Origin of the sequence: Burkholderia sp. IO2 (genome assembly GCF_029522185.1) — a bacterium.
GTDB lineage: Bacteria > Pseudomonadota > Gammaproteobacteria > Burkholderiales > Burkholderiaceae > Burkholderia > Burkholderia cenocepacia.
Window position 1 is genome coordinate 15101 of record NZ_JAKWFH010000039.1, and the last position, 21167, is coordinate 36267.

Genomic DNA, 21167 nt, shown 5'->3' on the forward strand with positions numbered 1-21167 from the left:
GCGCAGTCCGTTCACACATCAGGCCGACAATCCAGATCGGCAACCTGAACGACGTTCCGCCCTGTGGTGGAACAGGCGGACCCCATGTACCGCCGTCGTCGAGCACAACAATCACATTCGGGGCGATACCCAGCCGGCGCGCATCCATTCCTGTCGCTTGACCCCGCGTCGCTGGCGGTTGCTTCCAAAGGAGAAGTCACCACGATGAAGTCGGCGTTCTCATTCCTGCCCAACTGGCCGCTTACGCCGGATGCCGTGTTCTGGGCCGGGCTCGCGCTGTTCGCAGCCGGCCTGTGCGGCGAGCTGTGCTATCGCGCGTGGCGCCTGCCGCGCATCACCGGCTATGCCGTGATCGGCCTGATCGCCGGTTCGTTCGGATTCGGCGTGATCGACGCGAGCACCGACGAAACCTCGCGGCTGCTGATGGATGTCGCGCTCGGCCTGCTGCTGTTCGAACTCGGCAGCCGCCTCGACCTGCGCTGGATCCGGCGCAATCCGTGGCTCGTCGCGTCGAGTCTCGCGGAAGCCACGCTGACCTTCGTGCTCGTGCTGTTCGTGATGCTCGCGCTCGGCGTATCGGGCATGGTCGCGCTGGTGCTGTCGGCGATCGCGATCGCGACGTCGCCGTCGATGGTGATCCAGCTCAAGACCGAACTGCGCGCGGAAGGGCAGGTATCGCAACGCCTGATCACGCTCACCGCGCTCAACAGCGTGTATGCGATCGTGCTGACCAAGCTCGTCACGAGCTGGCTGCACCAGGAAGCGTACGGCAACGTGTTCGCGACGATCCTGCAGCCGCTCTACCTGCTCGCCGGTTCGTTCATCGTCGCGTATCTCGTCGCGCGTTCGTGCAATTACCTGTTCCGTCACATGACCGCGACGATGCGCGACGAGCATTCGTTCGTCGCGCTGTTCGGGCTTGTGATGCTGGCGATCGCCGTCGCGCAGGCGCTGAAGCTGTCGACGCTGCTCACGCTGCTGCTCGCCGGCATCATCGTGAAGAACCTCGAAGCACGGCCGCAACTGTGGCCCGAGCATTTCGGCACGGCCGGCTGGCTGCTGACGGTGGTGCTGTTCGTGCTGACGCTCACGTCGTTCACGTGGGGCGACATCGCGCTCGGCGGGCTGCTCGCGATCGTGCTGATCGTCACGCGGCTCGTCGCGAAGCTGGCCGGCGTCGTCGCGTTCGCGAAGCCGAGCGGCCTCGGGATGAAGCAGGGCGTCGCGCTCGGCATCGCGCTCACGCCGATGTCCGCGCTGTCGTACCTGCTCGTCGACGATACCTACCAGCTTTATCCGAATTTCGACCCGCACCTGCGCGCGATCGTGATGTGCTCGATCGTGATCCTGCAGCTCGTCAGCCCGTTCGTCGTCTATCGCTGCCTGTCGGCGGTCGGCGAACGCAGCGACGGCAACTGATTCCGGAACCTGCCATGGCACTCGAAACCTTCGTCAATTCCGAACCGTTCACGTTCGGCGTCGAACTGGAGATCCAGGTCGTCAACACGCACAACTACGACCTGACCAAAGCGGCATCCGACCTGATGCGCCTGATCCAGGGCGAGACCTTTCCGGGCAACATCACGCCGGAAATCACCGAAAGCATGATCGAGCTGTCGACCGGCATCTGCCATTCGCACGAGCAGGCCGTCAGCGAGCTGCATGCGATCCGCGACGTGCTCGTGAAGGCGGCCGACCAGCTCAACGTCGGGCTGGCCGGTGGCGGCACGCATGCGTTCCAGCAATGGAGCGACCGGCAGATCTACGATGCGCCGCGCTTCCAGTACATCTCCGAGCTGTACGGCTATCTCGCGAAACAGTTCACCGTGTTCGGCCAGCACGTGCACATCGGCTGTCCCGATCCCGACAGCGCGCTGTTCCTGCTGCACTCGATGTCGCGCTTCATTCCGCACTTCATCGCGCTGTCCGCGTCGTCGCCGTTCGTGCAGAACGTCGACACGGGCTTCCATTCGGCACGCCTGAATTCGGTCTTCGCGTTCCCGCTGTCAGGCCGCGCGCCGTTCGTGCTCACCTGGGACAGCTTCGAGGAGTACTTCACGAAGATGGTGAACACGGGCGTCGTCAACTCGATGAAGGACTTCTACTGGGACATCCGGCCGAAGCCCGGCTACGGCACGATCGAGGTGCGCGTGATGGACACGCCGCTGTCGGTCGATCGCGCCGCGGCGATCGCCTGCTACATCCAGACGCTCGCGCGTTACCTGCTGACCGACCGGCCGCTGAAGCTGTCGGAGGACGACTACTTGGTCTACACGTTCAACCGTTTCGAAGCGTGCCGCTTCGGGCTCGAAGGCACCTGCGTGAATCCTCAGACGGGTGAGCGCCGCACGATCGCGGAAGACATCCTCGACACGCTTGACCGGATCGCGCCGCATGCAGCCGCGCTAGGCTCGCGCGCGGCGCTCGACGAAATCGGTGCGCTCGCGAAGGCGCGCGTGAACGACGCATCGTGGTTGAGAACCGTTTTCAAACAGGAAAAATCGCTGAACGAGACGGTCCGGCAGCAGTGCTTACGTTGGCGTGAGTGAAAAAATGTTTTGCAGATTGCAGGATCGACCGAACCGGGATTCGCTGAACGGCGCTCGGCGCCGTGTCCCGCCGAAATCGTTGCCAGGCGTCCTCAAAATCTGTGGATAACCCGATATTCCACTGCAAAGTCAACGCTCTGCAGGCGGGATAACCCGGTGGACCATTACCATGCGGCCGATGGCCGATTCGAACAGGACAATGCCGGCGCGCCCCGTTTTGTGGGCGCGCGACATTGCGCGCACAACGAAAAATGACGGTTATCCAGTGATTTTCCACAGAATGCAGGGGATAACTTAGCTGTGCGATTTTCCGCTCTCGCTTAGAATGTCGGCTTTGCGGACACCGGAACGACGCGTGTCTCTCCGGTCGCCGCGAACGCGACCGCCGCGTGTGCCTCGCGACGGCCGTGCTGACGCACTCGAGAGAGTGTGTCTGTTTTGAGATAGACATTCGATCTCCACACTACGGCTGCTCGGCAATCCGGGCGGCGGCAAAGCGAAAAGACTATGAGCGAAGGCGTTTACGGGAACCAGGCTGCGGGACGTGTGACCCACAGCTTGCTGCGGTTGAGCACGGCCATGCGGAGCGAGGCATGGGATTGGGCGGAAGGCGCTGGCCTCACGCCGACGCAGGGCGAGATTCTCGTGCTGCTGCTGCAGCGCAAGGGCCCGATGCGGCTCGGCGAGATCGCGCGCGAGACGCAGCTCACCGCGGCTACCACGAGCGATGCGGTCAGCACGCTCGAGACGAAGGGGCTCGTCGAGAAGCGCCGTGCGCTGGACGACGGCCGCGCGCTGGCCGTGCGCCTGTCGGCGCGTGGCCGCACGGCCGCGAAGAAGGCGCTGCAGTGGCCTGAATTCCTGACGAAAGCGGTCGGCAAGCTCGGCGCGGACGAGCAGGGCACGCTGTATCGCGCGCTGCTGAAGACGCTGCGCGAGCTGCAAGTGGCCGGTGCGACGCCGCCGCAGCGCATGTGCCTCACGTGCACGCATTTCCAGCCGGGCAAGCCGTCGAAGAAGACCGTGCATCACTGCGCGGCGCTCGACATCGCGATGTCCGACAGCGATCTGCGTCTCGACTGCTCGGTGCAGGAAGAAGCCGACGCGGCGACGCAGAAGAAGACCTGGAAGATTTTCGCAGGCTGACGTCCGTCGATCGACCGGGAGGCCGATGATGAACGCTGAAGTCGTGGCGATCCGCCACGTGCATTTCGAGGATCTCGGGAGCTTCGAGCAGGTGCTCGGCGAACGCGGTCGACGGGTGCGCTATGTCGATGTCGGATCGTCGCGGGTCGAGGTGCTGGACGTGCTCGAGCCGTCGCTGTTGGTCGTGCTCGGCGGGCCGCTCAGCGTGTACGACGATGCGCAGTATCCGACGATCGCGCCGCTGCTGGCGCTCGTGCGCCAGCGTATCGACGCGGGATTGCCGATCCTCGGTATTTGCCTCGGCGCGCAGTTCATCGCGCGGGCACTCGGCGCGCGCGTCTATCCGGCCGCGCAGCACGAACTCGGCTGGGCGCCGCTGACGCTCACCGACGCCGGCCGTGCATCGCCGCTGCGCCATCTCGATGGCGCGACGACGTCGATGCTGCACTGGCATGGCGATACGTTCGACCTGCCGGGCGGTGCGATCCATCTCGCGTCGACGCCGGCCTGCCGCCACCAGGCCTTCGCCTGGGGGCAGCACGTGCTGGCGCTGCAATGTCATCCCGAGATCCGCACCGATCGCTTCGAACCGTGGCTGATCGCGAACGCCGGCGAAATCACCGCGACGCCCGGCGTCGACGCGCGCCAGCTGCGTGCCGATACCGCGCAGCACGGGCCCGTGCTCGAGGCGGCCGCACGGCGCATGTTCGCGGAGTGGCTCGGCAGCGTCGGGCTCTGACGTCGCGGGCGGCTCCGCCCGCTGCACAGGTTCGGCCCGACCCGCATCCGTTGCGGGCCGGCGCCTCGCCGTACACCGCGCATTCCGCGCACTGCCGGCGCCCGGCCGGCCGTACCTGACCATCCGCTTACTGCCGATCGCGCCATCTGCGCGCTTCAGGCGTGCGTGCTACGCTCGTCCGCTCTTCCCCTTTCCTGACGAGCGGCTTCCATGACTGCGCTGTTTTCTCCGTTCACGCTGCGCGGCGTGACCCTTCCGAACCGGATCGTGATTTCCCCGATGTGCCAGTACTCGGCCGAACGCGGCGAAGCGACCGACTGGCACATGATTCACCTCGGCCATCTCGCGCTGTCGGGCGCGGGGCTGCTGTGCATCGAGGCGACCGCGGTGGAACCCGACGGGCGCATCACGCATGGCGACCTCGGCCTGTGGGACGACGTGACCGAAGCCGCGCTGAAGCCGGTGCTCGCCGCGATCCGCAAGCATTCGCCGGTCCGTATCGCGATGCAGTTGTCGCATGCGGGGCGCAAGGCGTCGAGCGCGGCGCCCTGGGAGGGCGGCCAGCTCGTGCCGGTCGCCGATGGCGGCTGGTTGCCGCATGGGCCGTCGGCCGTGCCGCACAAGGACGGCGAGACGCCGCCGCTCGCGCTCGATGCCGCGGGCCTGAACCGCATCCGCGAAGCCTTCGCGGCGTCGGCGAAGCGTGCCGCGCGGCTCGGCATCGATGCGATCGAAGTACACGCGGCGCACGGCTACCTGCTGCATCAGTTCCTGTCGCCACTCGCGAATCAGCGCACCGACGAATACGGCGGCTCGCGCGACAACCGGATGCGGTTTCCGCTCGAGATTTTCGAGATCGTGCGCGCGGCGTTTCCGGAAGACCGGCCGGTCGGCGTGCGCGTGTCCGCGACCGACTGGGTCGAAGGCGGCTGGGAGCTCGACGATACGATCGCGTTCGCGCACGAACTGAAGCGCCGCGGCTGCGACTGGATCGACGTGTCGTCCGGCGGCGTGTCGCCGCTGCAGAAGATTCCGCTGTCGCCCGGCTACCAAGTGCCGTTCGCGCAGGCCGTGAAGCGCGCGGTCGGCATGCCGACGATCGCGGTCGGGCTGATCAACGAGCCCGCGCACGCGAACCGGCTGATCGAGGCCGGCGATGCCGATTTCGTCGCGATGGCGCGTGCGATGCTGTACGACCCGCGCTGGCCGTGGCACGCGGCGGCCGAGCTCGGCGCGCAGGTGACGGCGCCGCCGCAATACTGGCGCTCGCAGCCGCGCGAGCACAAGGCGCTGTTCGGCGACGTCGCATTCGGCCAGCGCTGAGGACATCGCGCAATATTGCGCGCGATGTTGAACGAAGCAATCTTGAACGTGTAGGATGCGGGTGATTCGCCGCATGCCCCGACGCGGCACCGACCGGTGCCGCGTTTTCGTTTTGCGCGGCGCCCGGCCGCGATCGCGGCTGCTTCCCTTCAGGTCGTCTTCACAAGGATTGGTTCGATGAGTTCACGCAGGATCGCGGTGCGCCGCTCGGGAGTACACGGCAAGGGCGTGTTCGCCGTGGCGCCGATCAAGGCCGGCGAGCGCGTAGTGGAATACAAGGGCGAGCGAATCTCGTGGAAGGAAGCGCTGCGCCGTCATCCGCACGACCCGAGCGAGCCGAACCATACGTTCTACTTCGCACTGGACGAAGGCGGCGTGATCGACGGCAAGATCGACGGCAACAGCGCGCGCTGGATCAACCATTCGTGCGCGCCGAACTGCGAAGCCGAGGAAGTCAAAGGCCGTGTGTACATCCACGCGCTGCGCGACATTGAACCGGAAGAGGAGCTGTTCTACGACTACGGCCTCGTGATCGACGCGAAGCTGACGAAGAAGCTCAAGCGCGAATACGCGTGCCACTGCGGTGCGGAGTCGTGCCGCGGCACGTTGCTCGCGACGTCCGACGAAGGCGGGAAGAAGAAAAAGAAGAAGGACAAGAAGGACGGCAAGTCGGCGTCCGGTTCGAAGGACAAGAAGCACAAGAAGTGATGCAGGCGGCAGCGCATCGCGCGCTGTCGTTGTCGTTTCAGCCGACGGTTGCCGCATCATGGCGGCCCGTCATTCGCTTTCCGTCTTTCCGTTCCTGTTCCGGCGGGCTGCCCGGTCGACGGGCACGCGGTTGCCCGCCGAACATCGCGCCGCTCAGTGCGTCGGCGCCGCGGCCGGCGTTTCGCTGGCCGGCTTCTCCGTACGCGCGGCGAGCGGCACCCGCACGACGAAGCGCGAGCCGCCTTCCGGTGCATCCTCGTACGACACGGTGCCGCCGTGCATCGCGATGATGTCGTGCACGATCGCGAGCCCGAGCCCGGCGCCCGTCTCGACGCCATTGCCGCTTTGCGCGTCGCCACGGAAGAAGCGCTTGAACAGGTCGGCCTGCTGGTTCGCGGGCACGCCGGGGCCGTTGTCCTCGACGACGATCTCGGCGGCCGGCTGGTTGCCCTCGAGCGCGGCACGCGCGACGTTCACCGTGATCCGCGCGCCGTCCGGCCGCGCGAGCGGCACGTACTTCAGCGCATTGTCGAGCAGGTTCGCGATCACCTCGCGCAGCAGCACCGGGTTGCCGCGCACGATCAGCTTCTCGTCGTCGCCCGGGTCGTCGCTGCGCTGGAAGCCGAGGTCGACATGCGACGCGAGCGCGCGCGGTACCCATTCGGCGCCCGTCTCGAACGCCATCGCCGCGAGGTCGACGTCGACGAAGCGCGCGGCCTGTTCGCCCGGCTCGGCACGCGCGAGCGACAGCAGCTGATTGGACAGCCGCACCGCGCGGTCGGCGGCCGCGCGCAGCTCGCGTACCGCGGCGAAGGTCTGGTGCGGGTCGCGCGCGACGGCCGCCTGCTCGGCATGCAGCTTCACCGCGGTGAGCGGCGTGCGCAACTGGTGCGCGGCGTCGGCGATGAACTTGCGCTGCGCGTCGAGCGCGGTCTTCAGACGGCCGAGCAGCGCGTTCATCGCGCTCGTCAGCGGCCGGATCTCCAGCGGCACGTCGGTTTCGTCGACCGGCTCCAGCGACGTGTGGGTCTGCCGGTTCAGCGAATCCGCGAGATGCGTGAGCGGGCCGAGCTGCTGGTTCACGACGCGCCACACGATCCCCCAGCCCGCGAGCAGCAGCAGGAGCAGCGGCATCATGATCGCGACGAGGAATTCGGCCGCGATCCGGTAGCGGTGCCGCACCGGCTGCGCGACTTCGACGACCATCGGCTTGCCGCCCTCGACGTCGTCGACGCGCACCTGCGCGACCCGCACCGCGCGATTGTCGTACTCGGCCTCGAACACGTACGCATGGTGCATGCGGCGCACGTTGATGCCCTGCAGCGGCAGTTTCGGATCGCCGGCGAGTTCCTGTTCGCCGTCGCTGATCCGGTAGATCAGCGCTTCGGCCGGATCGGAGAACATCGCCTGCGCGAGCGGCGGCACCGTGAACGGCGCGTCGGGGCCGGCGATCTGGATCTGTTTGGAGATGGCGGTCGCGAGATCGGCGAGCGAGCGGTCGATCACGTGCTGCGTGTACTGCCACGCGAGCCAGTAGGCGATCAGGCCGCTCATCAGCGCGAGCATCGACAGCGGGGCGGCGAGGCGCCGGAGCAGCGAGCGGCGCAGGCTGGTGGTCACAGCCGGATCAGGAGACATTTCGACGGGTAAATGGATGAGCGCCGCTCACGGGGAGCGGCGCGGTCGTGCGCCGGGCGGCGACGCGCAAGCCGCACACAGGCGCGCCGCGGCACGCGGCTGGCCGGCGCGCGGCGTCGCTCAGACGCTCGCCGTCTGGCGGATTTCCTGCAGCAGGTAGCCGAAGCCGCGCACGGTGACGATTTCGACCCGGCACTGCTCGAGTTTCTTGCGCACGCGGTGCACGTAGACTTCGATCGCGGTGTCGCCGAGATCGCCGCCGAAGTGCGTGAGGTGATCCTGCAACTGCGCCTTGCTGACGACGCGGCCGTGACGCAGCAGCAGCATTTCGAGCACCGCGAATTCGCGCGGCGATAGTTCGAGCGGCTTGTCGTCGTTGAAGATGCGGCGGTCGACGCCCGACAGGCGGACGCCGCCGAGCGACACTTCCGGACGCGGCATGTCGCTGTGCGGGCCGCTGCGGCGCATCACCGCGCGGATGCGCGCTTCGAGCTCGGCCGGCTCGAACGGCTTGAGCATGTAGTCGTCGGCGCCGGAGTTCAGGCCCTGGATCCGGTCGTTCAGCTCGTCGCGCGCGGTCAGCACGATCACGGGCGTGTGGCGGTTGGTCTGGCGGAAGCGCGTGAGCAGCGTCATTCCGTCGATGCCCGGCAGGCCGAGGTCGAGGATCACGAGTTCGTGGCGGTTCTGTGCCAGCGCCTGTTCGGCAAAGATGCCGTCATGCACCATGTCGACGGTGAAGCCAGCCTGCTCGAGGCTGCTCTGGATACCGCGTGCGATGGGGCGGTCGTCTTCGATCAGAAGGAGTCGCATGAAGTTCGCTCAAGTACAATGGGTTGGCGGTTCAGGCACGCGGACAGCACGACGCCGTTTCCACAGGGGCGCCGCCTCGCCTGACATCAAGCATGGCGGCCAGCGAACGATTAGATCCAATCATGTCCGATATTTCGATCCACGACCTAGAAGCCGCGATCAATTTCTGGCGCGCCCGCTCGCCGTCGAGCGGCGACGAACTCAAACTCTGCGAAGAGGCCAGCGCGCTTTCCAAGCCGTATGCGCTGCTGATTGTACAGCGCGAAAGCGCGCTGCAACTGGAAGGTTTGGACCCCAAGGCACGGAAAGCGTACGAGACTTACGTGCGCCTTAAGGATGGCTTGGAAAGCTGAAGGCTTTCGCTGAGTACATCCTAGAAAACGTTCATCGAAATGAAAAGTTGACGCGCCGCGCACCGAAAGACGCGCGGCGATAGAGGCGGGACTCAGGCGCCGGGTTGCGCGTGCGTCGCGGCGCCGTCGATGAAACGCGCGAGTTCGATGTCGCGTTCGGTGAGGCCGTCGGCATCGTGGGTCGACAGCGTGACGTCGACACGGTTGTACACGTTGAACCATTCCGGATGGTGGTTCATCTCCTGCGCCTTGATCGCGACGCGCGTCATGAAGCCGAATGCCTCGTTGAAATCGGCGAAGCGCAGGCGGCGCTGAATCGCGTCGCGGCCCGGCACGGCGGCCCAGTGCGGCAGGCCTTCGAGCCGGGTCTTGCGTTCTTCGGATGTGAGCTTGTGGATCATCTTGCACCTCTCGTTCGGTAACGGCGCCCGCACGCGGCTGCGCCGCGCGGCGAAGCCGGCATCGTTCATTGTTTCATAGTTGCGGAAAGGGCGACGGGTGGGCGGCGACGGGCAGCCGGCCGCGGGCGGTCAGCGCCGCGGTGTCGCGGCGCCCGGTGCGTCACGCGTCGGCGTCGTCGGGCCAGCCGTCGCCCGTGCCGCGATGCAGCACGCGGTCGGTGTCGAGCACCGCGCCGGCCGCGAATTCGGGCAGCGCCGCGAGCCGGTCGGCCAGCGCGCGGCCGTCGACGTCGGCGAGCGCGAACAGTTGCGCGAAATCGTCGATCACGAAGTAGGTCTTCTGGAACGTGTCGATCCGGTACTTCGTGCGCATCACGCGCTCGAGATCGAACCCGAGGCGGTTCGGCGCCGCGCTTTCCAGGCTGTACAGGCTTTCGCCCTTGCTCGACACGATCCCGGCGCCGTAGATCGACAGCCCGTTGGTCCCGCGCGGGTCGCGGATCAGCCCGAATTCCACCGTATACCAATAGAGGCGCGCGAGCCGCGCCAGCGCCGCTTCGTCGTCGGCGACCGCGAGCGCGGTGCGGCCGTACGCCTGCATGTAGTCGGCGAACACCGGGTCGATCAGCAGCGGCACGTGGCCGAACAGGTCGTGGAAGCAGTCGGGTTCCTGCAGGTAGTCGAGCTGGTCGGGGCGACGCATCCACCAGGTGACGGGGAAACGCCGGTTCGCGAGGTGCTCGAAGAACACGCGGTCGGGCACGAGGCCCGGTACCGCGACGATTTCCCAGCCGGTCGCGGGCTTCAGCTGGCGATTCACGTCGGCGAACGACGGCACGCGATCGGCCGGCAGCTCGATCTTGCCGAGTCCGGCGACGAACGCGTCGCACGCGCGGCCGCGCAGCAAGGCCGACTGGCGCGCATAGAGCTGCTTCCACACCGCGTGGTCGACCTGGCCGTAGCGGTGCAGCGGCTGGTCGATGGTGAAATCGGCGCGGGTTTCGAGGCCCGCATCGAACTGCTCCTGCAGTTTCGCGGTGACGACGGTGGACATGATCAGGCTCTGCACGCTGTGGGTTGGGACCATGCAAGTGTAGAGCGGGCTGCGCGCGGATTGGGCGCATAGTTGGCGTTGATTTGCCGAATGATGCGATAATCACGCATCAAATCACGAATCAATGCGGAGAACACTCATGCTGGAACTCGATCACTTCGATCTCGCGCTGCTGGACGTACTGCAGCGCTTCGGTCGCGCGACGCATCAGCAGCTGGGTGAGGAGGTGCCGCTGTCGCCGTCGCAGATCGGCCGGCGGCTGCAGCGGCTCGAGGCGGCCGGCGTGATCGAAGGCTATCGCGTGATGCTGCGCCCCGAAAAGCTCGGGCTCGGCGTGACCGCGTTCACGAGCCTGAAGCTCAAGCATCACGGCGATTCGATCATCGAGCAGTTCCAGCAGCAGATCGACGTGCTGCCCGAAGTGCTCGAATGCCATGCGGTGGTGGGCGATGCCGACTATCTGCTGCGGATCGTCGCGCCGGATCTCAACGCGCTGTCGCAGTTCGTGATGAAGAAGCTGATGCGGGTGCCGGGCGTCGACAGCGTGCGCTCGAACATCGTGCTGACGACCTTCAAGCGCAACGGCGCGCTGCCGCTCGCGCACCTGGCGCCCGGCGCCGCGTGACGGGGCGGCGCCCGCGGGGCCGGCACCGGCGCTGAAGGCGGCACGCGCGGCGCGCCTTCAGCGGGGCCGGATCAGGCCGTTTCGGGCTGGGCGTCGGCGTTCAGCAGATCGACGTACGCGACCGCGACGAGATCCTCCTGCGCCACGCCGAGCTTCGCGAATACCTCGTGCGCTTCCGCTTCGCCGCCGGCTTCGTCGTCGTCCGGGCCGAGCACGACTTCGAGTTCGATGAAATCGCCGAGCCCGTCGACGCGGTCGAGATGGATGCGCGTGCGGCCCGCGAGGTACACGTGCCGCTCCTTCGTCACGATTCCGCGCGTGGTCAGCGCGGTCGCGAGCAGCGAATGCATCGCGTCGGGGTTCGTCACCGGGCTGCGCGTGTAGTACGACGCCTTCGGGCCGTCGCGGTCGTCGCGCTGGTAGAAGATCAGCTCCGCCGGCGTGCCGTCCTCGAAGCGGCGCAGCTTCAGCCGGCCGCGCGGCACGTCATAGAAGAAATCCTGCTGGCGGTAGAACAACGGCGCTTCGGTCGCGAGTTGAGCCGCCTGTTCGCGCAGCCGGTCGAATTCGCGGGCGCGGGCTTTGATCTCGATGTTGCGGGCCATGCGGGTCTCCTTCAATCGGGGTCTCGCGGTGTGCGAACGCACAATCTAGCAAAAAGCCTGCGATGGTGGCGTGACGAGCGGGCGGGGGCGCGGCGACACGACGCGGGGCGGGCGAGTCGGTGATTCGGCCCGCGACGGCGATCCGCGGGATGCATCAGGCACCGATACCCGATGCGCAATCGGCCGCATCGACATCAGCAATGCTCATATCGCCCACTGCGCTTCGATCAGCCGCAACGCGGCCGCGATCGCCGGCTCGTCGCGCCGCTCGGCGAGCGTCACGAACGTCAGTTCGGTCGGCACCGTCACGTGCTCGACGATCGTCAGCGCATGCGCGTGCGCTTCGGCCAGCGCGGTCGAATCGCGTGCGAGCGTCAACCCGATCCCCGATTTGACGAGATCGAGCATCGACTGCTCCTGGTCGACCTCGGCGACCTTCACCGGCTGCGCGCCGGCGTCCGCGAAACGCCGCGACAGCAGCCGGTGGTGCGCGGACGCCGGCGGCGTCCAGATCCACGGCAGCGCGGCGAGCGCCCGCCAGTCGTGCGCGCGCTGCACGCGCTCCTTCCAGCCGGCGGGCGCCAGGACGCGATATTCGAAGCGCGTCAGCGTGACGGTGTGGAACAGCGCTTCGTCGCGCGGCGAGTCCTCTTCGGGACGGCCGATGTAGTAGCCGACGTCGAGCGCCCGCGCACGCACCTGTTCGATCACCCAGCCCGACATCCCGTGCCGCAGCGCGGTCTCGATCTGCGGATGGGTCTCGACCAGCGCACGCAGGAAGCCGCCGAGCCGCAGGAACCCCGGATCGAGGATCGTGCCGATCCGCAGCCGGCCGCGCACCTCGTGCCGCAGTGCGGCGGCGGCGCGCTGCACGTCGGCGGCCGCGGCCAGCGCCCGTTCCGCATGCGGCAGCAGCGTCTGGCCGTCGCGCGTGAGCGCGAGCCCGCGCGACGTGCGCGTGAACAGCGCGACGCCGAGCGTTTCCTGCAGGTGCTTGATCTGCAGGCTGACGGCCGGCTGCGTCAGGTGCAGCTGCGCGGCGGCGCGCGTCAGGTTGCCTTCGCGCGCGACCGTCGCGAACGCGCGGAGCAGGGTGAGATCCATCGTCGTGATATGAGCGCGGCTTATAACGCAGTTCAGCATAACTCATTGGATCGGCGGCCGCGCGCGGGAGTACGCTTCATCGGGTCGCGGCGCGCGGCCTTGAGCGCGACGCGCGACACGACGCACTATGCTGAACATGCGCGCGGCATCGCGCCGCGCGGCGCACAACAAGCAGAAGGGGACACGCCGTGAGTACTCAACGCACGCTCGAGGGCGAATTCGACTACGTGATCGTCGGCGCGGGCACCGCGGGCTGCGTGCTCGCGAACCGCCTGACCGAGGATCCCGACATCAGCGTGCTGCTGCTGGAAGCGGGCGGCAAGGACGACTACCACTGGATTCATATCCCGGTCGGCTATCTGTACTGCATCGGCAACCCGCGCACCGACTGGCTGTACAAGACGCAGCCCGAAGCGGCGCTCAACGGCCGCGCGCTGTCGTATCCGCGCGGCCGCGTGCTCGGCGGCTGCTCGTCGATCAACGGGATGATCTACATGCGCGGCCAGCGCGAGGACTACGATCACTGGGCGCAGGAAACCGGCGACGCCGGCTGGTCGTGGGACAGCGTGCTGCCGATCTTCAAGCGCAGCGAGGATCACCATGCGGGCGCGAGCGACGCGCACGGCGCGGGCGGGTACTGGCGCGTCGAGAAACAGCGGCTGCGCTGGGAGATCCTCGAATCGTTCGCGCAGGCCGCGCAGCAGACGGGCATTCCCGCGACCGACGATTTCAACCGCGGCGACAATGCCGGGGTCGGCTACTTCGAAGTGAACCAGAAGCGCGGCGTGCGCTGGAATACGTCGAAGGGATTCCTGCGGCCGGCGATGGCGCGCCCGAACCTGACCGTGATCACCGGTGCGCATGCGCAGCGCGTGATTTTCGACGGTCGGCGCGCGGTCGGCGTCGAGTATCGCGGCGGCGGCACCGATTACGTCGCGCGCGCGCGAGCGGAAGTGCTGCTGACGTCGGGCGCGGTGAATTCGCCGCAACTGCTCGAACTGTCGGGCATCGGCGATGGCCGGCGGCTGCAGGCGCTCGGCATCGACGTCGTGCAGGATCTGCCCGGCGTCGGCGAAAACCTGCAGGATCACCTGCAATTGCGCATGGCGTTTCGCGTCGACGGCGTGCGTACGCTCAATACGCTGTCCGCGCACTGGTGGGGCAAGCTGATGATCGGCGCCGAATATGCGCTGCTGCAGCGCGGGCCGATGTCGATGGCGCCGTCGCAGTTGGGCGCATTCGCGAAATCGGATCCGGACGATCCCGCACTCACGCGCCCCGATCTCCAGTATCACGTGCAGCCGCTGTCGCTCGAACGCTTCGGCGAACCGCTGCACCGCTTCAACGCCTTTACGGCGTCGGTTTGCCATTTGCGGCCGACGTCGCGCGGCAGCGTGCACGTGACGAGCGCCGATCCGGGCAGCGCACCGGCGATCGCGCCGAACTATCTGTCGACCGATCACGATCGGCACGTCGCCGCGAACGCGCTGCGCCTCACGCGCCGGATCGCGTCCGCACCGGCGCTTGCACGCTATCGCCCCGAGGAAATCCTGCCGGGCCCGCAATACCGGACCGAGGCCGAACTGGTCGACGCGGCCGGCGCCGTCGGCACGACGATCTTCCACCCGGTCGGCACGTGCCGGATGGGGCGCGCGGACGACGAACGCGCGGTGGTCGACAGCCGGCTGCGCGTGCGCGGCATCGCCGGGTTGCGGATCGTCGATGCGTCGGTGATGCCGTTCATCACATCGGGCAACACCAATTCGCCGACGTTGATGATCGCCGAGCGCGCGAGCGACATGATTCGTGCCGACCGCCGCGCGGCGCGCGAAGCGACGGCGGTGCGAACCGAGGCCGCGGTGACGGCTGTGTGACGACCCGCTGACACGCATGCCAGCGGGCGGTCATGCGAACGCCCGCTGATTCGCTATGCGAAACAAGCTGCCGTCACGTCCGTTCGAACGGCAAGATCCCTGCAAGCCGCGTCGTCGCGCGGCTTTTTTTCGTCGAGCGCGCGCGTGCCGGATCCCGCAGCAGGTCAACGCGTGATGATGCACGTGTCAAAAAAGCGCGGTGCAAAACCGCACGCAGTCGCGGCCGATATGGCGGCCAGCCCTATAAGTGCAAATCCCGATGATTGCACTGCACCAACGGCGCGACAATGTTCTGTAATGTGCATACGCGTCGGCGCGGGAGACCAACCCTCGAGGCGTACCACGGCGCCCGGGGGCAGCCCGCTGATCCGCTGACCTGTTCGCGGCCGCCTGCGCCAGGCATCCCGGTGCTTCGCCTGACTTCGTACGGAAGGGAACATGATTCTCGGCGACACGATTCTGGAAACACGCGGACTGACGAAGGAATTCAGGGGCTTCACCGCCGTGAACGGCGTCAACCTGCGTGTGCGGCGCGGTGCGATCCACGCATTGATCGGGCCGAACGGCGCGGGCAAGACCACCTGTTTCAACCTCCTCACCAAATTTCTGACGCCGACGGCCGGCCAGATCGTCTTCAACGGCATCGACATCACCGACGAGCGGCCCGCGCAGGTCGCGCGGCGCGGCATCATCCGCTCGTTCCAGATCTCGGCCGTGTTCCCGCACCTCACCGCGCTGCAGAACGTGCGCATCGGCCTGCAACGCGCGCTCGGCACCGAATTTCATTTCTGGCGCAGCGAGCGCACGCTGAAGCGGCTCGACGATCGCGCGATGGACCTGCTCACGCAGGTCGGCCTCACCGATTTCGCGCACGTGCCGACCGTCGAGCTGGCCTACGGCCGCAAGCGCGCGCTCGAGATCGCGACGACGCTCGCAATGGAGCCCGAACTGATGCTGCTCGACGAGCCGACGCAGGGGATGGGCCATGAGGACGTCGACCGCGTGACCGCGTTGATCAAGAAGGTCGCGAGCGGGCGCACGATCCTGATGGTGGAACACAACATGAACGTGATCGCGGGGATCTCCGACACGATCACCGTCCTGCAACGCGGCGAGGTGCTGGCCGAAGGCTCGTATGCGGAAGTGTCGAAGAATCCGCTCGTCATCGAGGCCTACATGGGCAGCGCCGACGCGGCGCTCGCGGGGGCGCACGCATGAAGCACAGCGAACGGGAGGAACGCGAATTGAGCGGCGTCGAGAGCGGTACGCCTGCGCTGGAGATCACGGGCCTGGAGGCCTGGTACGGGGAATCCCACATCTTGCACGGTGTCGACCTGACGGTGCATCGCGGCGAGGTCGTCACGCTGCTCGGCCGCAACGGCGCGGGCCGCACGACGACGCTGCGCGCGATCATGGGCCTCACGGGCCGCCGCAGCGGGTCGATCAAGGTCGCCGGCCACGAGACGATCGGCCTCGCGACGCACCGCATCGCGCATTACGGCATCGGTTACTGCCCGGAGGAGCGCGGGATCTTCGCGAGCCTGTCGTGCGAGGAGAACCTGATGCTGCCGCCGCTGATCGGGTCGCGCGAGCATGCGATGTCGCTCGACGAGATCTACGCGATGTTCCCGAACCTCGCGTCGCGCCGGCAGAGCCAGGGCACGCGGCTGTCCGGTGGCGAGCAGCAGATGCTCGCGGTCGCGCGGATCTTGCGCACCGGCGCGAACCTGCTGCTGCTCGACGAGATTTCCGAGGGCCTCGCGCCGGTGATCGTGCAGGCGCTCGCGCGGATGATCGTCGCGCTGAAGGCGCGCGGCTACACGATCGTGATGGTCGAACAGAATTTCCGCTTCGCCGCGCCGCTTGCCGACCGCTTCTACGTGATGGAGCACGGCAGCATCGTCGAGCATTTCCGCGCGTCCGAACTGGAAGGCAAGATGCCGACGCTGCACGACCTGCTCGGGGTGTGACGCCGCTCCGATTCCCTTGCCGCTGGCCGTGGCGGCCCTCGAACAACCACAACGCATCAGAACAACAGGAGACGTCAATGAAAATGAAGACCCTCGCACAGGCCTGTCTCGCGCTCGCGACCGCCGCGTTCACCGCCGGCGCCGCCCACGCGGCGGATACCGTGAAGATCGGCTTCATCACCGACATGTCGGGGCTTTACGCGGATATCGACGGGCAGGGCGGTCTCGAGGCGATCCGCATGGCGGTCGCGGACTTCGGCGGCAAGGTGCTCGGCAAGCCGATCGAGGTCGTCTATGCCGATCACCAGAACAAGGCCGACATCGCCGCATCGAAGGCGCGCGAATGGATGGACCGCGGTGGCCTCGACCTGCTGGTCGGCGGCACGAACTCGGCCACCGCGCTGTCGATGAACCAGGTCGCGGCCGAGAAGAAGAAGGTCTACATCAACATCGGCGCGGGCGCCGACACGCTGACCAACGAGCAGTGCACGCCGTACACGGTCCACTACGCGTACGACACGATGGCGCTCGCGAAGGGCACCGGGTCGGCGGTGGTGAAGCAGGGCGGCAAGAGCTGGTTCTTCCTGACGGCCGACTACGCGTTCGGCAAGGCGCTCGAGAAGAACACGTCGGACGTCGTGAAGGCGAACGGCGGGCAGGTGCTCGGCGCGGTGCGTCATCCGCTGTCCGCATCGGATTTCTCGTCGTTCCTGCTGCAGGCGCAATCGTCGAAGGCACAGATTCTCGGCCTCGCGAACGCGGGCGGCGACACGATCAACTCGATCAAGGCCGCGAAGGAATTCGGCATCACGAAGACGATGAAGCTCGCCGCGCTGCTGATGTTCATCGACGACGTGCACAGCCTCGGCCTCGAGACGACGCAGGGCCTCGTGCTGACCGACAGCTGGTACTGGAACCGCGACGCGGCGTCGCGCCAGTGGGCGCAGCGCTACTTCGGCAAGATGAAGAAGATGCCGTCGAGCCTGCAGGCGGCCGACTACTCGTCGGTGACGACGTACCTGAAGGCCGTGCAGGCCGCCGGGACGACCGACTCCGACAAGGTGATGGCCGAGCTGAAGAAGATCAAGATCAGCGACTTCTACGCGAAGGGCTACATCCGCCAGGACGGCAGCATGATCCACGACATGTACCTGATGGAAGTGAAGAAGCCGTCTGAATCGAAGGAGCCGTGGGACTACTACAAGGTGCTCGCGACGATTCCGGGCGAACAGGCGTTCGGCACCAAGCAGGAAACGCGCTGCGCGTTGTGGAAGTAAGCGCTGCGTAGCGGCGCGCGCGAGTCGCGCGCCGCGCGGCGGCGGCCGCAGCGACGTGCCTGCTGCGCCGCTCGCGCGCGCAACGGCCGTAAGGTTGCGCACGCAACGAAACTCATTCTGACGGCTAAGTCGATGGAAATCTTTGGCATTCCGTTGCCGGCGATGCTGAGCCAGTTGCTGCTCGGGCTCGTCAACGGCTCGTTCTACGCGATCCTGAGCCTCGGGCTCGCGGTGATCTTCGGGCTGCTCAACGTGATCAACTTCGCGCACGGCGCGCTGTTCATGCTGGGCGCGATGCTCGCGTGGATGGGCCTGTCGTATTTCGGGCTGCCGTACTGGGCGATGCTCGCGCTGGCGCCGCTGATGGTCGGCGCGTTCGGGATCGCGATCGAGCGCTCGATGCTGCGCTGGCTGTACAAGCTCGATCACCTGTACGGGCTGCTGCTCACGTTCGGCCTCACGCTGGTCGTCGAAGGCGTGTTCCGGTCGATCTACGGATCGTCGGGCCAGCCGTACGACGTGCCGTCGCAGCTGTCCGGCGCGACCAACCTCGGCTTCATGTTCCTGCCGAACTATCGCGCCTGGGTCGTCGTCGCGTCGCTCGCGGTGTGCCTCGCGACGTGGTTCGTGATCGAGAAGACGCGGCTCGGCGCGTACCTGCGCGCGGGCACCGAGAACCCGAAGCTCGTCGAGGCGTTCGGCGTGAACGTGCCGATGATGATCACGCTCACCTACGGCTTCGGCGTCGCGCTCGCCGCGTTCGCGGGCGTGCTGGCCGCGCCGGTGATCCAGGTGTCGCCGCTGATGGGCCAGCCGATGATCATCACCGTGTTCGCGGTGGTCGTGATCGGCGGGATGGGCTCGATCCTCGGCTCGATCGTCACGGGCCTGCTGCTCGGCGTGATCGAGGGCTTCACGCGCGTGTTCTATCCCGAAGCGTCGGCCACCGTCGTGTTCGTGATCATGGCGATCGTGCTGCTGTTCCGCCCGGCGGGCCTCTTCGGCAAGGAAAAATGATGCAGAGAAAAGTGCTCTACGGCGTGCTGCTCGCCGCACTGCTCGCCGCGCCGTTCATCGGCGCGTATCCGGTGTTCGTGATGAAGGTGCTCGCGTTCGCGCTGTTCGCGGCCGCGTTCAACCTGCTGATCGGCTATACGGGGCTGCTGTCGTTCGGCCATGCGATGTTCCTCGCGACGGCCGGCTATGCGACCGGCTACTCGATGCAGACGCTCGGTTTCACGCCGGAGCTCGGCGTGCTGGTCGGCACCGTCGCCGCGACGCTGCTCGGGCTCGTCGTCGGGCTGTTCGCGATTCGCCGGCAGGGCATCTACTTCGCGATGATCACGCTCGCGTTCGCGCAGATGGTCTACTTCATCTATCTGCAGGCGCCGTTCACGCACGGCGAGGACGGCCTGCAGGGCGTGCCGCGCGGCCGCCTGTTCGGGCTGCTCGACCTGTCGAACGACGTCGCGCTGTACTACGTCGTGCTGGTGGTGGTCGTGGCCGCGTGCGCGTTCATCGTGCGGGTCGTGCATTCGCCGTTCGGCCAGGTGCTCGTCGCCATCAAGGAGAACGAGGCGCGCGCGATCTCGCTCGGCTACGACACCGACCGCTTCAAGCTGCTCGCGTTCATCCTGTCGGCCGGGCTCGCGGGGCTGGCCGGCTCGCTGAAGGTGCTGGTGCTCGGCTTCGAGACGCTGTCGGACGCGTACTGGACGATGTCGGGCCTCGTCGTGCTGATGACGCTGGTCGGCGGAATGGGCACGCTGTTCGGGCCGCTGCTGGGCGCCGCGCTGATCGTGGCGCTGGAAGACCGGCTCGGCGACATCGGCGAATGGCTCGCGTCGACGACGGGCGTCGCGTGGTTCCATTCGCTCGGCGAATCGGCGACGATCGTCACCGGGCTGATCTTCATCGCGTGCGTGCTGGCATTCCGGCGCGGGATCGTCGGCGAGATGGTCGCGCGGGTCAAGCCGCTCAGGGCCTCGTCATGAGCATGCGGTGCGCGTCGCCGCGCGTTGATGCGAAGCACCATCCGGCACGCCCGGGAAGGGCGTCGCAGCAGGCTCCGGCCGGCGCCGCGCGGCAGGCTGGTGCCCCATTTTCGTGCGGCGATGCACCATAGGGGTAAATGCTAAGTTGTCGTGGTGCTTAAGCCTCTTTAAGATTCACCTTAGTTCTGATGCACCGCGAAACGAATTTGCAGGTGGAGAACGAGGAGACAATCGAGGCACAAAGTGCCCGGACCCCAAAGCGCTGTTGGACGGAATCCAACAGCGCTTTTTCATTTGCGTGCACGGATTCCTTCGATGGTGCATCGGCCCGCGTGACGGCCACTTCCCGCGTTTGCGTTCGCACCGCGTCTTTTCCGCGCTTCGCGCGTCCCCGTTTTCCGTTTCCGGCGATTCGTTCGCAGACGCTGCGCAGTCCTGCACAGGCGCTTCGGGCTTACCCGGTTGGCGTGCGCGAAATGCGTCCGTTACACTCGGCTTTCGCCGACCGTGCGGTCGGGAAAATGGTCGGCAGTTCTCCTACAAGCACAATGCAGAAGAGGGAGTACGGTTGGATGAGCAGCGCAGCACGGTGGATCGGGGCAGGAGAGGCGGCAGGCGCCGTCCGTTCGTCATGGGGTGCGCGGTGGGTCATCGCGGCGTTCCCGAGCCGTTCCGTGGCCCGTATGCGCGTTCCCGCGCCCTCGCGGGTCGTTGCGCTCGCATCGACATCCGCGTTTGCGTCCGTATTCGCATGAGCGGCCGGTTTTTCGATGTTTCACCCGTCGCGGGCCTGGCCGCAGCAGGCCGGTTCGAGCTGCGCGCCGATCATCGATGCAGCCGCAACGATCACTCGCGCGCTCGCGCATTTCTTCGCTTTCTTCATCCTGACGACACCCCCGTTACGCATCGTGACGGTCGAACGATCGTTTGGGCCGGCATGCGGCGCGCGCCCGGCGTGTCACGGGAAAACGAGCATTGGCGGGGCAGGACGAGA

The 21167-nt window shown here is 66.9% G+C and carries 20 protein-coding genes; 14 read left to right on the forward strand and 6 right to left on the reverse strand.

The window, feature by feature from the left end; translation table 11 throughout:
* Positions 1-204: 204 nt before the first annotated feature.
* The 6 genes from MMB92_RS23465 (at position 205) to MMB92_RS23490 (ending at position 6465) form a co-directional block, all read left to right on the forward strand.
* Positions 205-1419 (forward strand): cation:proton antiporter, encoded by a 1215-nt coding sequence (locus tag MMB92_RS23465; RefSeq protein ID WP_006490002.1) that lies wholly within the window; start codon positions 205-207, stop codon positions 1417-1419.
* Positions 1420-1433: 14 nt separating this feature from the next.
* Positions 1434-2549, forward strand: coding sequence for a YbdK family carboxylate-amine ligase (locus tag MMB92_RS23470; RefSeq protein WP_006490006.1), 1116 nt, complete (start codon positions 1434-1436; stop codon positions 2547-2549).
* A gap of 507 nt (positions 2550-3056) precedes the next feature.
* Positions 3057-3695, forward strand: a complete 639-nt coding sequence (locus MMB92_RS23475; protein ID WP_006489994.1) for a MarR family winged helix-turn-helix transcriptional regulator — start codon at positions 3057-3059, stop codon at positions 3693-3695.
* A gap of 28 nt (positions 3696-3723) precedes the next feature.
* The gene (locus MMB92_RS23480; protein ID WP_034201883.1) at positions 3724-4434 is read left to right on the forward strand and encodes a glutamine amidotransferase; all 711 of its coding nucleotides are present in this window, start codon (positions 3724-3726) and stop codon (positions 4432-4434) included.
* A 210-nt stretch (positions 4435-4644) separates the two neighbouring features.
* Positions 4645-5757, forward strand: a complete 1113-nt coding sequence (locus MMB92_RS23485) for an NADH:flavin oxidoreductase/NADH oxidase (RefSeq protein WP_006496328.1) — start codon at positions 4645-4647, stop codon at positions 5755-5757.
* A gap of 177 nt (positions 5758-5934) precedes the next feature.
* On the forward strand, positions 5935-6465 hold the full coding sequence (locus tag MMB92_RS23490) for an SET domain-containing protein-lysine N-methyltransferase (RefSeq protein ID WP_006491632.1): 531 nt from the start codon (positions 5935-5937) through the stop codon (positions 6463-6465).
* A 153-nt stretch (positions 6466-6618) separates the two neighbouring features.
* Here MMB92_RS23490 and MMB92_RS23495 read toward each other — a convergent pair whose 3' ends face one another.
* The gene (locus MMB92_RS23495; protein WP_012492237.1) at positions 6619-8103 is read right to left on the reverse strand and encodes a sensor histidine kinase; all 1485 of its coding nucleotides are present in this window, start codon (positions 8101-8103) and stop codon (positions 6619-6621) included.
* 120 nt (positions 8104-8223) lie between these two features.
* Positions 8224-8916, reverse strand: a complete 693-nt coding sequence (locus MMB92_RS23500; RefSeq protein WP_006401494.1) for a response regulator transcription factor — start codon at positions 8914-8916, stop codon at positions 8224-8226.
* A 122-nt stretch (positions 8917-9038) separates the two neighbouring features.
* Between MMB92_RS23500 and MMB92_RS23505 the strand changes: the two genes are divergently transcribed.
* Positions 9039-9269 carry a DUF3717 domain-containing protein gene (locus MMB92_RS23505; protein WP_006401493.1) on the forward strand — a complete coding sequence of 77 codons (231 nt, stop codon included), beginning with the start codon at positions 9039-9041 and terminating at the stop codon, positions 9267-9269.
* A gap of 92 nt (positions 9270-9361) precedes the next feature.
* Here MMB92_RS23505 and MMB92_RS23510 read toward each other — a convergent pair whose 3' ends face one another.
* Complete coding sequence (locus tag MMB92_RS23510; protein WP_277562964.1) at positions 9362-9739, reverse strand: 4a-hydroxytetrahydrobiopterin dehydratase; 378 nt, start codon at positions 9737-9739, stop codon at positions 9362-9364.
* 91 nt (positions 9740-9830) lie between these two features.
* Positions 9831-10724 carry a phenylalanine 4-monooxygenase gene (gene phhA, locus MMB92_RS23515; protein ID WP_034201168.1) on the reverse strand — a complete coding sequence of 298 codons (894 nt, stop codon included), beginning with the start codon at positions 10722-10724 and terminating at the stop codon, positions 9831-9833.
* A gap of 139 nt (positions 10725-10863) precedes the next feature.
* Here phhA and MMB92_RS23520 point away from each other — a divergent pair, with 139 nt between their 5' ends.
* Positions 10864-11349, forward strand: coding sequence for an Lrp/AsnC family transcriptional regulator (locus MMB92_RS23520; protein ID WP_006408082.1), 486 nt, complete (start codon positions 10864-10866; stop codon positions 11347-11349).
* Positions 11350-11420: 71 nt separating this feature from the next.
* Here the strand turns inward: MMB92_RS23520 and MMB92_RS23525 are convergent, their stop codons facing one another.
* Both MMB92_RS23525 and MMB92_RS23530 read right to left on the reverse strand, forming a co-directional pair.
* Complete coding sequence (locus MMB92_RS23525; protein ID WP_006482724.1) at positions 11421-11954, reverse strand: class IV adenylate cyclase; 534 nt, start codon at positions 11952-11954, stop codon at positions 11421-11423.
* Between the two features lie 204 nt (positions 11955-12158).
* A complete protein-coding gene (locus MMB92_RS23530; RefSeq protein WP_012492239.1) occupies positions 12159-13058 on the reverse strand; it encodes a LysR family transcriptional regulator in 900 nt (299 codons plus the stop codon).
* 188 nt (positions 13059-13246) lie between these two features.
* On the opposite strand from MMB92_RS23530, the gene MMB92_RS23535 reads away from it, so the two are divergent.
* The 6 genes from MMB92_RS23535 (at position 13247) to MMB92_RS23560 (ending at position 20173) form a co-directional block, all read left to right on the forward strand.
* Complete coding sequence (locus tag MMB92_RS23535) at positions 13247-14932, forward strand: choline dehydrogenase (protein ID WP_080323619.1); 1686 nt, start codon at positions 13247-13249, stop codon at positions 14930-14932.
* Positions 14933-15370: 438 nt separating this feature from the next.
* Positions 15371-16150, forward strand: a complete 780-nt coding sequence (locus tag MMB92_RS23540; RefSeq protein WP_006477266.1) for an ABC transporter ATP-binding protein — start codon at positions 15371-15373, stop codon at positions 16148-16150.
* Positions 16147-16902, forward strand: coding sequence for an ABC transporter ATP-binding protein (locus tag MMB92_RS23545; RefSeq protein WP_124633643.1), 756 nt, complete (start codon positions 16147-16149; stop codon positions 16900-16902). The genes MMB92_RS23540 and MMB92_RS23545 overlap by 4 nt, the downstream gene beginning before the upstream one ends.
* A 77-nt stretch (positions 16903-16979) precedes the next feature.
* Positions 16980-18179, forward strand: a complete 1200-nt coding sequence (locus tag MMB92_RS23550) for an ABC transporter substrate-binding protein (protein ID WP_006482735.1) — start codon at positions 16980-16982, stop codon at positions 18177-18179.
* Positions 18180-18311: 132 nt separating this feature from the next.
* On the forward strand, positions 18312-19196 hold the full coding sequence (locus MMB92_RS23555) for a branched-chain amino acid ABC transporter permease (RefSeq protein WP_006482704.1): 885 nt from the start codon (positions 18312-18314) through the stop codon (positions 19194-19196).
* Positions 19196-20173 (forward strand): branched-chain amino acid ABC transporter permease, encoded by a 978-nt coding sequence (locus MMB92_RS23560; RefSeq protein WP_006482714.1) that lies wholly within the window; start codon positions 19196-19198, stop codon positions 20171-20173. Before MMB92_RS23555 ends, MMB92_RS23560 begins: the two co-directional genes overlap by 1 nt.
* The last annotated feature ends 994 nt before the right edge of the window (positions 20174-21167 follow it).

Excerpts from the sequence above, each read along its gene's own strand:
- MMB92_RS23465 (WP_006490002.1), top strand. The coding sequence starts at position 205 with ATGAAGTCGGCGTTCTCATTCCTGCCCAACTGGCCGCTTACGCCGGAT.
- MMB92_RS23470 (WP_006490006.1), top strand. The coding sequence starts at position 1,434 with ATGGCACTCGAAACCTTCGTCAATTCCGAACCGTTCACGTTCGGCGTC.
- MMB92_RS23475 (WP_006489994.1), top strand. The coding sequence starts at position 3,057 with ATGAGCGAAGGCGTTTACGGGAACCAGGCTGCGGGACGTGTGACCCAC.
- MMB92_RS23480 (WP_034201883.1), top strand. The coding sequence starts at position 3,724 with ATGAACGCTGAAGTCGTGGCGATCCGCCACGTGCATTTCGAGGATCTC.
- MMB92_RS23485 (WP_006496328.1), top strand. The coding sequence starts at position 4,645 with ATGACTGCGCTGTTTTCTCCGTTCACGCTGCGCGGCGTGACCCTTCCG.
- MMB92_RS23490 (WP_006491632.1), top strand. The coding sequence starts at position 5,935 with ATGAGTTCACGCAGGATCGCGGTGCGCCGCTCGGGAGTACACGGCAAG.
- MMB92_RS23495 (WP_012492237.1), bottom strand. The coding sequence starts at position 8,103 with ATGTCTCCTGATCCGGCTGTGACCACCAGCCTGCGCCGCTCGCTGCTC.
- MMB92_RS23500 (WP_006401494.1), bottom strand. The coding sequence starts at position 8,916 with ATGCGACTCCTTCTGATCGAAGACGACCGCCCCATCGCACGCGGTATC.
- MMB92_RS23505 (WP_006401493.1), top strand. The coding sequence starts at position 9,039 with ATGTCCGATATTTCGATCCACGACCTAGAAGCCGCGATCAATTTCTGG.
- MMB92_RS23510 (WP_277562964.1), bottom strand. The coding sequence starts at position 9,739 with ATGAACGATGCCGGCTTCGCCGCGCGGCGCAGCCGCGTGCGGGCGCCG.
- phhA (WP_034201168.1), bottom strand. The coding sequence starts at position 10,724 with ATGTCCACCGTCGTCACCGCGAAACTGCAGGAGCAGTTCGATGCGGGC.
- MMB92_RS23520 (WP_006408082.1), top strand. The coding sequence starts at position 10,864 with ATGCTGGAACTCGATCACTTCGATCTCGCGCTGCTGGACGTACTGCAG.
- MMB92_RS23525 (WP_006482724.1), bottom strand. The coding sequence starts at position 11,954 with ATGGCCCGCAACATCGAGATCAAAGCCCGCGCCCGCGAATTCGACCGG.
- MMB92_RS23530 (WP_012492239.1), bottom strand. The coding sequence starts at position 13,058 with ATGGATCTCACCCTGCTCCGCGCGTTCGCGACGGTCGCGCGCGAAGGC.
- MMB92_RS23540 (WP_006477266.1), top strand. The coding sequence starts at position 15,371 with ATGATTCTCGGCGACACGATTCTGGAAACACGCGGACTGACGAAGGAA.
- MMB92_RS23545 (WP_124633643.1), top strand. The coding sequence starts at position 16,147 with ATGAAGCACAGCGAACGGGAGGAACGCGAATTGAGCGGCGTCGAGAGC.
- MMB92_RS23550 (WP_006482735.1), top strand. The coding sequence starts at position 16,980 with ATGAAAATGAAGACCCTCGCACAGGCCTGTCTCGCGCTCGCGACCGCC.
- MMB92_RS23555 (WP_006482704.1), top strand. The coding sequence starts at position 18,312 with ATGGAAATCTTTGGCATTCCGTTGCCGGCGATGCTGAGCCAGTTGCTG.
- MMB92_RS23560 (WP_006482714.1), top strand. The coding sequence starts at position 19,196 with ATGCAGAGAAAAGTGCTCTACGGCGTGCTGCTCGCCGCACTGCTCGCC.